The sequence below is a fragment of the Chryseotalea sp. genome (assembly GCF_057350905.1).
The window spans coordinates 59,465-74,330 of the sequence record NZ_JBMRCF010000015.1 but is presented as its reverse complement, the minus strand read 5'-3'; the positions used below and the strand labels follow the sequence as shown (position 1 = coordinate 74,330).

Below are 14,866 nucleotides of genomic sequence, written 5' to 3'. Positions count from 1 at the left end.
AAAAGAAGGCAAAGCAGTGCTTATTACGATGGGGCTAATGTTCGAAACAATGTATTTATTATGAAGAAAATCAAGGTTCATACTTTGATCATTTGTAATACAATTATTTTTAACTTAATTGGGGTTCTACCTAAGCCACTTGGCTCCTGTCATGATAGAAATGGTGTTCTTTCTCCGAAGAAGGCTCCACGTAATTGGCGTGGCTTTCAGGCTGCTGTTGTCTTTTTTGGTTATAGGTCAGGTTGATCTTTTTGCTCAGAACGATATTCGATTTGAACGCATTTCCACTGACGATGGTCTCTCGCAATCATCAATTAGTAGCATAACTCAAGATCAATATGGTTATTTATGGATTGCTACATTGGACGGACTGAATCGCTACAATGGCAAAGAATTTAAAATCTACCAACATAATAATAAAAACAGTCATTCGCTTTACACCAATCATGTTAAGACATTAGCACTCGATCCGGATCAACAACTTTGGTTGGTATTCGATAATGCTATAGCGCGCTATGAACCCAAAACAGATGCGTTCATCAATTACCCCATCACCCTTTCATCAATAGTTGGGTCCATTATCATTTTTGAAATTGATTTTGTTGATAAAAATTCAATTTTATTATCAACCAATGTAGGGCTTATTGAATTTGATGTTGAAAAACAGGAAGCTAAACCTTCAGCAAGGTATTCTATGTTTGCCGGGAAAAAAATATCATCCTACGCAAGTCTTCCATCAGTCGGTGAATTGGTGGTGACGAAAGAAAGTGCCTTCTTCCACTTTACAAATACGAATGACTGGAAGATATTACTAACCGATACAATAAGCCTTTTTGCTTATGTTAGCGAGGGTAACCAGGAAATATACTTTCAGACAAAAACACAGTTGTTAAAATATGACTTGCTGAAAAGAAATTACATCCATCTCGAGACCTTTCAAGAATCAAAAAACTTTAACCCGGATCAAAATGGATTATTAAGACGATCTACAGGTGAACTTTGGGTGTATCGTAACGGCCTGCATATTTATGATAGTCAGGGCATACTTAAATCCAGATTGTTAAGTATACCACAGAATCCCAATAGTTTATCAGGCAATTTAATTTCATGTATTTATGAGTCAAAAGACCAGGTTGTTTGGGTTGGTACCAACGGTTTTGGTTTAAACAAATACAACCCTCAGCTATCTGTTTTTAAGTATGTAGGTGCATTTAAAGATGCACCGCTTGCTCTTTCCAATAACTTCGTCAGATCAATTTACACCAATAACGATGAGCAGGTTTTGGTAGGTACTTTTTCGGGACTGGACGTGTTGAATCTTAAAAATAACACTAGCAGGCATTATGAAGTGATAAGTAAAAATGGAGATCGTGCCCAGGTTAACAAAATGATTGAATCAACCGATAAAAATATCTGGTTGTGTACAACCAAAGGCCTGATGAAATGGAGGGACAGAGAAGTAGTTCCTGGTGGAATCTCAATACTTGATGGGGCTGATGTAAATATTTTCACAGGGCTTGCTTTTGATTCAACCACCTCTCTACTAGCTACTAGCATAGGTATGTTTCAGGTAGATTTTAATAGGAATAAGGCTGTAAAGCTTAATGACTACCGGAGCATGGTTATTGGAAAATGGCACGGTCAATTTTGGATAGAATCTGAAGAGGATATCAGGTTGTTAGGTAGTGATGGCATTACCACAACACAGATGTTCAAAAAAGACTCGAATGGCAGCAGCCAGTTTCCGGATACCCAGGTAAAATGCTTCTATGAAGATTCAGCAGGGACATTGTGGATAGGTACCTGGGGTCAAGGTCTGATTTTGTATGATCACATCAATAAACGCTTCCAGACTTTTGCTGAGTCAGAGGGGTTACCAAATGCTGTTGTTTACGGAATCCTTGAGGACGCTTCTGGCAATTTATGGTTTAGCACAAATAAAGGAATTTGTGCTTTCGATACAAAGAAGAAAAAAGTAATCAGAAATTTTGAAAAAGCAGATGGCTTGCAAGGCAATGAATTTAATACTAGTGCTTTCTTTAAATCCCCCTCTGGCCATTTCTATTTTGGTGGTATCAATGGCTTAACCTATTATAAACCTGCGGAAGCAAATGCAATAAAATCTTCAATACCGAAAAGTATCGTAACAGGTTTCTTTATCAACCAGACCAGAATAGATTCATTAAAGGATGGAACCATTATCAGTCAGTATGGTGATCAGCATATTGAACTGGCATGGGGTGAACAGAATTTTGGTTTTGAAGTAGCAGGTTTAGGGTTTAACTATCCTGGTAGAACTCGTTTAAAATACATACTAGAGAACTTTGATGCAGATTGGAGTTTTGTAGAAGATGAAACGAGAATTTCTTATACAAATGTGCCTCCGGGTAAATATACCCTGCGTGTACTTGCCTCTAATTCGTTTGGGGATTGGGAGGAGCATGGATTAACCATATATGTTACAGTAAACGGACCTTTCTGGAAGTCACCTTATTTTTTAGTTTCAGCGGTAGTTGGCGCTTTAATATTTTTTATTCTACTATATTATTGGCGTGTATCCAGTTTGAAGAGACAGTCCATTTATCTGGAGAGGGTAGTGGCAGCGCGTACACACGAAATTCAAAAAATGAATGAAGAGATTGCTACCCAAAATGAAGAAATATCTGCGCAAAATGAAGAGCTGAGCACGCAGTCAGAGGCACTCTCAATACAGAATCAGGAACTTATCTCGATTCGCTCCTCCTTAGAGAAAAAAGTAAAAGAACGTACGCTTGTATTGCAGAACGTAAATAATAGATTAATTGAACAAAATGTTCAATTAGAACAATTCTCATTCATCACAGCACACAACATACGAGGACCACTGGCCCGCATCAAGGGACTCCTGCAGTTGTTGCCTCAGAAAGATTTAATTGAAATTGAGCACCTGAAAAAGAGTGTACAGAGTCTTGATGATATCATTTCTGATTTAGGTACTATCATCAATATACGCGATGGTGCCAGCCGCTTAATTGAGCCCGTTTCACTTCAACATGTGCTGGAACACACTATTCAGACACTTGAGATCGATATAAAAGATAAAAATGCGATCATCGATCAATCTGATTTTCAGGATTATGTTATCAGAGGTATAGAGCCATATGTGTTGAGTATATTCCATAACCTTGTCCATAATTCATTGAAGTATTCAGATAATATCCGACAACCGATTATTAAAATCTCTACCCGTAGAAGTAATGAAGAAGTGATTGTAATAATTACCGACAATGGAATAGGTATTGATATGCGTTATGCCGAAGGGAAAATATTTAATTTATACCAGCGCTTTCATGCCAATAGTGAGGGTAAGGGCTTCGGACTTTTTTTAACAAAAACACAAATTGAGGTGATGGGTGGACAAATCCAGGCCATCAGCGAGCTGGGTAAAGGAAGTACCTTTACACTGATTTTCAGAAGTGCATAAACATTTGCCTGTAAGCTCCCACAGCTGCCACCTCGATACATTCAATTGATCCTTTAATTATTCTATTTGAACTTTGTAAGATATTATTTGGTATTTCTTCCGCATAGTTTTATTCCGAATTTGATAAGTGTATTATCATTTTTTTAAGCGAATAATTAATCTTGGTTAAAACCAGATTATCTGAATCTGGTAATTTATGACAATGATAAAATGCCCTGTCTTAAATGATTACCATCAACGTGGCTACTTGGTCTTTTGTCTTATACTTCTATTTTTTTTTAATGATCTTGCCTTTGCTCAGCAAGGCCCTGGTGGAGTAGGAGATACAAACGGAACCTCCACCCTCATCTATTGGATTGATGCAAACCAGCAAGCACAGGTGGGGGGAGGTAATCTTATACAAATTTCAGATTTATCTGGAAATAGTGTGATAAATACGATTGTTGGTAATCCAACACTGACAACCAACTTTGTAAATCAAAGAAGTGCCATCCAATTTAATGGCATTGATCAACAGATTTTAACAAATGCCTTTATCAATGCTGCCTTGTATCCTAACCTGACTATCTTAGCCGTGTATCAGCCCTTCATTACCTATGCAGGGGGTGTTTGGGGAGACTATGCATCAGATTGGGAGGGAAGGTACCTGACAGACAATAATCTCAACCTGCCTCGCACATCTAATTTTGTAGGGCCAGGTTTTGAGCCGCCCGATATTAATCATCCTTCAGGCTCCATACCCGGATTATTCAGCGCAAATCAATGGTTATTGAGTACTGTTGTTTTCAGGGAAGATGTAAGTAATGGAACAACAGTCCGCGTAAATGGTTTTTCGGCCAGAAGTTTTACTACTAATCACAATCCCGGTGCTTACGATCAGTTTGTTGTTGGTTCAGGCGGTTCGATTAACGCTGATTACCCCTTTTGGTTTAATGGAGCAGTGGCAGAGCTTATTGTATTTAGCGAAGCCTTGAATGAACTGGACTTGATAACAATTGAGAATTACCTCTCCGCGAAGTATAACATTGCCTTAACAGCGAATAATCTATTTACAGGCGATGACAATGCCTTTGATGATGATGTCGCAGGCATTGGTAGGATTGATGCATCTACTGCAAGATTATCGACACAAGGAACCGGTATCGTAAGCATTGAAGCAGCAAATATTGATGCTAATGAATTCTTGTTTTGGGGACATAACAATGGTGCCCTTGCCGCTGTTGAAATCAATGATGTGCCTGAAGGGGTTGAGGCGAGATCTAACCGCCTTTGGTATGTAAGTGAAGTGAGCAGTGCAGGCACGGCTGTGGATCTAGGAAGCCTGAGTATAACTTTTCAGTTGCAGAACCTTGGACCAGTTACTGCCAGTGATTTAGTATTGTTGATTGATACCGATCAGGATGGTTTGTTTACGGATGAAACTGCTATCAGTGGTGCTTACGATCTAAGCAATAACAGTTATCAATTTCAAAACGTATCAGCCATCAGTAATGGTAGTCGCTTCACTTTTGGCTCAGGCAATATTAATACAACCCCATTGCCAATAACACTTTCTGCTTTTCATGTGAGTGCGCTGAGTGATGACCTGCTTGAATTTGTCTGGTCTACAGCCAGTGAGCTTAATAACGATTATTTTGAAATTCTTGAATCCAAGGCTGGATTTAACTGGCAATTGATTCGTAAGATTGATGGTTCAGGTAATTCAAACGTATTGCATAACTATCATGCACTCTATGACGATAGCCATAATGAGGGCAGAACTTATTATAAATTACGGCAGATAGATATTGAGGGTGCTGCGACTGATTTAAAGATTGAGAAAGTTGACAGAGACAGGAGGGATAGATTCTCCTTGTTTCCCAATCCGGCTAGTGCTTTCGTAACAGTTCAGGCACATGAGTTTGAGCGTATAGATATTTACGACAGCAGGATGAAGCTGGTTAAAACCAGCACCGAAAGGATAGTGGGCCTTCATGATGTAGCAGCAGGCGTATATATGGTGTATATATATTGTGCAAATAGAGTGGAGGTTAGGAAATTATTGATTCAGAATGGCTTATGATTTTTTCTGGATGCTTTTCTTCTTAAAAAGGGATGAAAACTATAGTCTTTGAAAAAAGCCTTCTTAAAATTTTTTGTCATTAGTGACACAAAGTGACTCAATAATCAGGTTGTATATTTTGTTGTAAAGCTTTTAGTGGTTTTCTTTGTTCCGGGCATGAATTAGTGCAGCGTTAACTCTTTACAATTTTATCTAAATCTTCATCAATGAAATTCTTATTCATGGTGACGCTGCTACTGCTAGTGGCCGGTCACGCTTTTGCGCAGTGGAACCCTGATAATCAGACTACAGGTAATATTTATTATAATGGAGGGAATGTGGGGATAGGAGATGCAGAGCCTCCTACCAAGTTATCTGTTAAAGGTGATTATAACTTGAGTCTCGAACCATTGAATGGTGGGCCAGTTTTTTTTTACATAACGACTAATTCTGCAAACAACATCATCGGGGTTAATGCGAGAACCAAATATGGTCTATGGGATATACCTGATCCCTCAAAACCCTCATCGTTTATTGATTTCTCTACTTATAGCACCAATAACCCATATTATGGTGGTATTGCTTTTTTCACCAGAGGTGTAGGAGCTTCTGGAATCGGTACTGAGAAAATGGTTGTGCTAAACAATGGAAATGTGGGTATAGGTGTTACTTCACCAACAAGTGAATTTCAAGTTAATTCAGGCCATACAAAAATATCACTGGGTAAAATACCCAATCAATACAGTCAAGCATTAGGCTGGGCATATAATTACATAGGTTTAAATCTAGCTCGGAATTCTCAAGGCTGGATAGCACACAGTAATGGAAGCCACAATGGAGCTTCTATGATAATGGGAGATCCTTTTGGTCAATTCAGGATAGTTAATGTACCATCGTCAAGCTCATTAGATCAGGTATTGACTGACAACCAAATAAATGAGAACACTAGGTTTTTGATAAATTCTTCAGGAAATGTCGGAATTGGCCTTGGCGTTTTACCACGTAGCCCATTAGAAGTTGGAATAAATGGAGACAACGTTTCGGTTCAAACAGCACTCATACTTCAGCAAATAAATCCAGGTAGCCCGAATAACAAAGCTGGAGTTTCATTAGATTTTGGAATTGGGAATAATTCAGGTAATAACAATATTGAAGGAAGAATTTCTTTAAAAGAAACCTATTGGGGAGTTCAACCAAAGATGCTCTTCAGTCTTTGGGATAGAAATAATGTATTTCAGGACAGGATGACTATTGATACCGATGGCAACGTAGGTATCGGCACCATCAACCCCACGCAAAAACTCACAGTCAATGGCACGGTATACTCCACTGAAGTTAAAGTAGATGTTAACGCAGGCACCGGCCCCGACTACGTTTTCGAACCTGCTTACCAATTACCCTCGCTTACCGAAATAGAAAACTACATCAAAGCCAACAAACATTTGCCCGAAGTGCCTTCTGCCAAAGAGATGGAAACCAATGGTATCAATCTGAGCGAGATGAATATGTTGTTGTTGAAGAAGGTGGAGGAGTTGACGCTACACTTGATTGAGCAACAGAAGCAACTTCATGCGCAACAGGAATTAATTGAAATACTTCTGAAGAGATAAATAGCCATGAAAATAAAGATTAATCAGGTAAGTACAGGCTTGCTAATATTTTTGAGTGTAGGATGGTTACTCAATAGCGCAAATGCTCAAGATGGCCCATTTTCCTTTAACGGTAAGACGAGAATTTTTAATGGTAACAGTTTACACTGGGATGCCACTCAGGATGTAAATACCAATTTGGTGTGGTCAACATGGAGTGACCGATATTTAAAAATAAACGGTGCTACGTTTAGGCAGGACGGCAGACTTGGAATAGGATTGACAACTCCTATGTATTTCTTCCATGCTAAAACAACCAATGCGGTTGACAGAATAGCTATTCAGGGTTCTGGAAGTTCGGATAATGTTGGATTCATGATTATGAATCAGGATGGTTCCGAGCGATGGAGCGTGGCTGCACCCTATACAACAAACTCCCTTCAGTTTTTTAAAGGTGGATATGGAAATGTTATGGTGCTAACCGAAAATGGAAAATTAGGTTTAGGCACCACACAACCTACCACCAATCTACACATCGGCAATACAAATAATGGAGGGATGAGAGTCGGTGCTGTGAATGACGCAGGAAATATTGCTGTAGGTGTAGGCTTGCTGACAGCCCGGTACAACATCGACTTTTCTGGTTACCGCGATGTTTCACCTGATCAGATTGGAGCTAGGATTTCTGCCCTGCGATTTAACGGGTATGAGCACAACAATGCGCTGAGGCAGATTACTGGACTGGCGTTTTACACCAACCCTATCGGTAACGCCAGCGGTGAAGCCGACTTGCGTGAAAGTATGCGCATCACACCCTCTGGTTATGTAGGCATAGGCACTACTAATCCAACCCAAATGCTCACCGTCAACGGCACAGTTTACTCTACTGAAGTAAAAGTAGATATTAACGCAGGCACTGGCCCCGACTACGTATTCGAACCTACTTACCAATTGCCCACCCTCACCGAAATAGAAAACTACATCAAAACCAACAAGCATCTACCCGAAGTGCCCTCTGCCAAAGAGATGGAAACGAATGGTATTAATCTGAGTGAGATGAATATGTTGTTGCTGAAAAAGGTGGAGGAGCTGACGTTGCATCTGATCAGAATTGAAAAAGAGAATGAGTTGCAGCGAAATGAAATAAATGAACTAAAGAGCAATCGTAAAAAGTAGTGTCGCAAAATGTCTGAACCAAAATAATCACAATTATCATGGTTCAGACGATAGGCAACAGATTATTAGACATGAAGACAAATAATAAGAACCTTAGTGTAATTTTTGTGCTGCTGTTTAAAAATAGAGAAGCCAACGCTGTACTTTTTGAAGTATATTGAAGTAACACTGATCAACAAAAACAACTTATTGGGCAACGTAAAGAAGTTGAATTTTAAAATAAAAAATAAAGTAGAATGAAAGGAATTATTTTAGTCGCATGCCTTCTTTGTATGGCACTAACTGTTAGTGGGCAATGGAACATCAGTGGAACCCATGTTTACAATACTAATACGGGTAATCTTGGTATTGGTACAAGCAATCCAGCAAGTAAGCTTCACTTGAAAAATTCTCTGAATGTTTCAGCGGTGATCGCAAGTCCAGTCAATGATTTAATGACATTAACGATAAATACACCCGATGGATTTGTACCTGCGGGAACAATTTCAAGGCTGAACTTTAAATTTCAAGACTGGTCAAATGGTGAAACAAACTTTGGTGCAATAGGTGTCGAGAAAGAGATGGATATGAGTGGAATCTATGGTGGGAGTAAAATTAATTTCTATACCTATGCACCAGCTCGGGGTGCTGAGCAGCCTAGCCCAGGATTGGTGAAGACGTTTACAATTGATCGATTTGGAAATGCATCTATCATGTCTACTGTGAATTATAATTATATACCATCGTCAAATACGATTTTAAAACTGCAATTCCATACTCCTGATATGTTTGTTCCTTATGGAACTGAAAATAGGCTTTCCTTTTCGACAAGATCGTTTAACAACAATGAAGATGAGATAGGTGTGATATCCGTTAGAGTGGGAGATGCATTACCCTCTTCGTATGGTGGTGGTGAAATTCTCTTTTACACAAAAGATTCTAGCCCAGGGGGTGGAGCTACTGGTGATGGATTACTTGAAAGAATGCGAATTAATAATAAAGGAAACTTAGGCATAGGCACCACCAACCCCACGCAAAAACTTACCGTCAAGGGCACGGTATACTCCACCGAAGTTAAGGTAGATATTAACGCAGGCACTGGCCCCGACTACGTATTCGAACCTAGCTACCAATTACCTAGCCTCACCGAAATAGAAAACTACATTAAAGCCAATAAGCATTTACCCGAAGTGCCCTCTGCCAAAGAGATGGAAACGAATGGTATTAATCTGAGTGAGATGAATATGCTGTTGCTGAAGAAAGTGGAGGAGTTGACGCTCTACGTCATCGAACTGAAGAAAGAGAACGAAAAACAAAATGAAGTAATCACAACCCTGTTGAAAAAATAGTTATACATGAGAAAATTACTTTTACTAACCCTACTGTGTTTGACTTCAATTGCTTTTGTGCAGGCACAAACACTTCCGGTTGACATCGAATCGAAGGTATACAACCCAGGTGCTGCCGACCTGAAAGCCATCAGGAGCATCAGACTGCTTCCAAATGATAATGGCGCTGCCTTTATAGTGCCGTATGGCAGCACTTTCCGGGCTTCTATTTATCCACCCGATCAGTACTTGCCTGAGGTGGAGTCGAACATGAATTTTATCAAAACGGAACAAATGCTGACAACCGCCCCCATCAGCACAAATACCGTGAAGGATAAAACAGTGACCTACCAATACTTCGATGGTTTGGGCAGACCTATACAAAGTGTAGATGTAAAGGGCAGTCCTACCTACAACGATATTGTATTGCACCAGGCCTACGATGCCTTTGGCCGCGAGAACAAAAAGTACCTGCCTTATGCTGCTTTTCCCGGTGACGGCTTATATAAAAACAGTGCTGCGACTGCACAAGCTGCTTTTTATAGCGAAACACAAGGCGCCTACAACAATGGTGTTAAAACAGATAATTATCCTTTTGCCGTTACAGAATTTGAAGCCTCACCGCTTAACCGCGTGTTGAAGCAAGGTGCCCCGGGTGCCCAATGGCAGCCAAACAATAAGCCTATTCAGTTTGCTTACTTGATCAATAAGCATGGAACAGGCACACAAGGCGAAGAATCCTTACCCATTTTTACCATACAGGAAGTAAGCATTGCTTCGGTTACAGAATATGTTCTTGCCACCAGCGCAAACTATGCCTCTGGTTCTTTATTTATCAATGCCACCACTGACGAGAATGGTAAACAGGTGAGAGAGTACGTTGACAAGCAAGGCAAAACACTGATTAAGAAAGTTCAGTATACGGAGACCACGCCCAATACTTATGATGATACACATTGGGCGATCACTTATTATATCTATGATGACTTTGACAGGCTTCGTTTTGTGTTGCAACCCGAGTTCTGGACTAATTTGAGCACCTACACTGCTTATGGTAATGCAGACAAAAGAATACTACTGGGTAAACTGGCCTTTGAGTACCGTTATGATGAGCGCGGACGCATGGTGTATAAAAAAGTGCCTGGGGCTGATCCTGTAGAAATGGTGTACGACAGATGGGACCGACTGGTGATGACACGCGATGGCAAGCAGAAAGAAGAGGGTAAATGGTTCTTTACTAAGTATGATGCTTTAAACAGACCCATCATGGCAGGCGAGATAAGCAATAACAGTAGTTGGAGCACACATCAAACTGCCCTCAATAGCTTTACTGTTCGCTTTGAAAATATTGCTTCAAACGGTGCTGGCTACACCCTAAGCGCAACCTATCCGACTAGTACAACAATAAATGATATTTACGCCATCACCTACTACGATGACTATACCTTTAAAACAAATCTAGGGCTGGGCAATGCTTACGATTATGCCGGTGCTTATTTCAACTCCGTAAAAGGATTGGTTACCGCTACGAAAGAACGTATACTGAATACTTCGCCCATTCAATGGCTTATCAGTGTTAATTATTATGATGACCGTTACCGCTTAATACACAATGTAAGTGATGACCACTTGCTCAATAAAAACAAAATTACCAACACCTATTATGGCACTACCAGTTGGGTCACTACCAGCACCCTGGTGCATGGTACCAATAAACTGGTAAGTACTACCAATACGGAGTACGACCACAGGGGCAGGGTATTGAACGTAACACAAAGTTTGGATCAGGGCAACCCTGTGATGCTGGTGGCGCACAAATACAATGAACTGGGTGAGCTTACTGAGAAAAACCAACACTCCACCGATGGCGGTAAAAACTTTTTACAATCGGTTGACCACCGCTACAACATACGCGGTTGGTTAACGCACATCAACAACCGACAGTTAAACAATGATGGTACGGTTAACAACGATGGCAACGACTTATTTGGCATGGAGCTAAACTACAACAGCGGTGTAACGGTGGGCAGCGATAACATTAGTGCTCAATACAATGGCAACATTTCTTCCATCGCGTGGAAGACGAATAATTTAACAGATGCGCCAGAAGAAAAGATTTATGGTTTTGCCTATGATCCACTCAACCGCCTGCAACATGCGAAGTATGCCAAACGCAACGGTGGCAGCTGGAATGCCGATGTGGGCATGTTCAATGAGCATAACATAGGCTACGACAAAAATGGAAACATTACGGCCTTGCAACGTACGGCTAAAATAAATGGAGCCACAGCCATGATAGATAATTTGAGTTACGCCTACGCAGGTCTGGGCAATCAACTCAGTAAAGTAGATGATATTTCAGCTTACGACAATCCTTCAGCAACGGGAGGGGATTTTGGATTTACGGAGATTACGGAGCTGACCACAGAATATGGGTATGATAAAAATGGTAATATGAAGCACGACCTTAATAAAGGTATTGTCAATATTACCTACAACCATTTGAACCTGCCTTCACAAGTACAACTGGAGACACAAAACGGAAAAGTACGAACCATAGACTATACCTACACGGCCAGCGGAGCCAAGCTGAAAAAGATTGCCAAGCTCGGTACAGAAACAGTAGGAGAGACCGACTACATAGGCGGTATCCATTACGAAAAAGGCCAACTCGCTTTTGTACAAACCAGAGAAGGCCGTGCGATTAAAAACAACACAAGCTGGGAATATGAATACCATTTAAAAGACCACCTGGGTAATGCACGTGTAGTCTATGGTTTGTTGCAGGATGTAGCCGAATACAAGGCCACGATGGAAACTGATACCCAAACCATTTTGGACAGAGAACAGAGCGATTTCAATAATTTAGGAGTTGCGCGCTCAGTGGCACATAACCACACCGCACCTAATAATGAACTCATAACACCCAATGAGTCTTTAGAACTTAATGCCTATTTGAACAGGGCAGTAGGTGCCACCAAATTATTGCAGGTGAAAAGCGGAGAGCGTGTAAGCATGGAAGTATTTGCGCGCAGCCCTGAAGTGGTAAACAGCAACAGTGTACTCAGTGCTTTTGCTACTGCACTAACAGGTGCTTTTGGTTTAACCAGCACGGTAGAGGCGGGGTATACGGCACTCAGCAACCAGGCTCCTGCTACAGCAGCAGCGGTGGGAAGAAATGCAGGCTTGCCCAAGGCCTATCTGGCCTATATCTTGTTTAACAACAACTATGCTTTTGTACAGCACGGCTTCCATGCCGTGGGCATCACTTCACAGGCAAGTTTTGAAAAACTTGCCCTTGACCTGAACGTGCCCAGCGATGGTTATTTGTACATTTACATAGCCAACGAAAGCAACGTGGGTAATACCGCCAGTGCCTTTTTTGACGATTTCAGTGTAGTGCACTACAAAAACACCTCAAGCTTACAAGTAACGCAGGTGCAGGATTATTATCCATTCGGTCTCGCCTTTAACTCATACCAGAAAGAGAGTAGCACAGAGAATAAGTACTTATATAATGGAAAAGAATTGCAAGATGAATTGAATCTTGGTTGGCTGGATTATGGTGCGAGGATGTATATGAGTGATATTGGAAGGTGGGGAGTGATTGATCCCCATTCCGATAGGTATGAAATTACAACGCCATATGGTTATGCATTTAACAATCCATTACTGTTTGTCGACCCCAATGGAATGGATAATATAATCTATCTATTGATAGCTGGAGATTTCAGTAAAGAAGAAGCAGAAAAAATTGCCAGGTCTTCAACCGAAATGTTGAAGAAATTGGGTTTGAACACTGAGGTTCGTGTATTCGACTCAAAAAAGAATGGTAAATTCAAAGCTGAAAAACTAGATGATACTGACAACTGGGCAGTTATTGGCGATAATCGCAAAGACATAGCGGAATTAGCAAAAAGTATAACTACAAACGAAGATTATAAATATGCAATTGATGCATGGGCAGAAACAGGTCAAGAACCTGAAGTTTCTAATGAAGAAGATGGTGGGATGGGAATTGTTGTTGACCATAAGAAAGATAATATAGGAACGCAAGGACAAAAGAAAAATTCAATCGAAGGTTCGGCATTAGCCATTATTCATGGAGCAGCACATAGTTCGAAGACAATAGATAAAAATGTAAATACTAGAGGGTACAGAAGTCATCTTGACCAGGGCGTTATGGAAGAAGGAAACAAATTGGTTGCTGATTATAGTAAATATGGTATGAAATACATTCTTGATCCGCCTAAAGTAAGCAATAGCTATAAAGGTAATGAGGTTTATATTAGTGTAATGATGAATAGATATGGAACAAGATCTGCAACGGATAACTATAATGCGAAAAAATAGATTTTAATAAATGAAAATTGTCATTAAACTTTTTACTGGAGCACTATTCTTAATCAGCTGTACTAGATCTATTGATTCGAACACTCCATTGAAATGCCCAGATCCGTATGCGGAATCTTTTTGGGGAAAGAATATAAAGGCTATGTTGATTGACGAAGGTTTACCTAATAGGGTGGACACGTTTTTTTTTGATACACTCGGAAATATTGTTCAAAAAGATATTCACGGATATCAAGAGAAGAGAATATATGATAGTTTTCATTGTTTGAGAGCTTTGTACACAAAGAGTGATGTTACCTCTAACTACTTTATTGAGTATAATAGAAAAGTCAACAAACTGTATCAGGTATGGAGGCGTGTATCGATCAAGGAATGGCCAAGTAATGATTCAACTGGGGAAGTTGAAAAAATAGTTGAGTTTACTTTTGATAAACTTGGAAAAGTAATTAAAGAAAATGATACAATAACTGGAGAGTATTCGGTGTATAGCTACTCTTCGAATGGGCTGCTTCAGAATAAAGTAACCCATTTTGAGGATAGCCTCTGGAATAGGATTACGTATTTATATGATAGCAATGGCATAATTAACAAGATTTCTTTTTATACTGAGAATCGACTCCTTTTAACGCATTACTTTTCAGATGGTTTACTGGACTCAACTGTTTATAAAGAGCTTTATGATTCAACGCTTTATGATGATGAGATTAAGAGATATAGATTTCTCTACTATTGAATTTATTTAAGGGGAGCACCACTCCACCCGCCCTCGTTTGTAGGAAAGGTTAATGAGATTGGTGATTTAATCATGCGCTAACTTATTGCATCATCTTGTTACAATCCGTTAGTTGTGTGCAGAAAAGTAAAGAAAAAAGTTTAAGGTGTGCTACGAGTATTTTAGATGATATGAACAATAAGAGATTTAAAAATTTTAATAGAG

The 14,866-nt window shown here is 40.0% G+C and carries 7 protein-coding genes; all 7 read left to right on the top strand.

Going from position 1 to position 14,866, the window contains the following annotated elements:
* Positions 1-160: 160 nt before the first annotated feature.
* The 7 genes from ACO1XM_RS16750 to ACO1XM_RS16720 all read left to right on the top strand — a co-directional run bounded on the left by ACO1XM_RS16750 (position 161) and on the right by ACO1XM_RS16720 (position 14,662).
* Complete coding sequence (locus ACO1XM_RS16750; RefSeq protein ID WP_486231087.1) at positions 161-3,463, top strand: two-component regulator propeller domain-containing protein; 3,303 nt, start codon at positions 161-163, stop codon at positions 3,461-3,463.
* A 196-nt stretch (positions 3,464-3,659) separates the two neighbouring features.
* Positions 3,660-5,525, top strand: coding sequence for a T9SS type A sorting domain-containing protein (locus ACO1XM_RS16745; protein WP_486231085.1), 1,866 nt, complete (start codon positions 3,660-3,662; stop codon positions 5,523-5,525).
* Between the two features lie 206 nt (positions 5,526-5,731).
* Positions 5,732-7,114 carry a hypothetical protein gene (locus ACO1XM_RS16740; protein ID WP_486231083.1) on the top strand — a complete coding sequence of 461 codons (1,383 nt, stop codon included), beginning with the start codon at positions 5,732-5,734 and terminating at the stop codon, positions 7,112-7,114.
* Between the two features lie 6 nt (positions 7,115-7,120).
* The gene (locus tag ACO1XM_RS16735) at positions 7,121-8,269 is read left to right on the top strand and encodes a hypothetical protein (RefSeq protein WP_486231081.1); all 1,149 of its coding nucleotides are present in this window, start codon (positions 7,121-7,123) and stop codon (positions 8,267-8,269) included.
* Positions 8,270-8,541: 272 nt separating this feature from the next.
* On the top strand, positions 8,542-9,597 hold the full coding sequence (locus ACO1XM_RS16730) for a hypothetical protein (protein WP_486231079.1): 1,056 nt from the start codon (positions 8,542-8,544) through the stop codon (positions 9,595-9,597).
* A gap of 6 nt (positions 9,598-9,603) precedes the next feature.
* A complete protein-coding gene (locus tag ACO1XM_RS16725) occupies positions 9,604-13,929 on the top strand; it encodes a DUF6443 domain-containing protein (RefSeq protein WP_486231078.1) in 4,326 nt (1,441 codons plus the stop codon).
* A 10-nt stretch (positions 13,930-13,939) separates the two neighbouring features.
* Positions 13,940-14,662: a hypothetical protein gene (locus ACO1XM_RS16720; RefSeq protein ID WP_486231076.1), complete on the top strand. Its 723-nt coding sequence runs from the start codon at positions 13,940-13,942 to the stop codon at positions 14,660-14,662.
* The last annotated feature ends 204 nt before the right edge of the window (positions 14,663-14,866 follow it).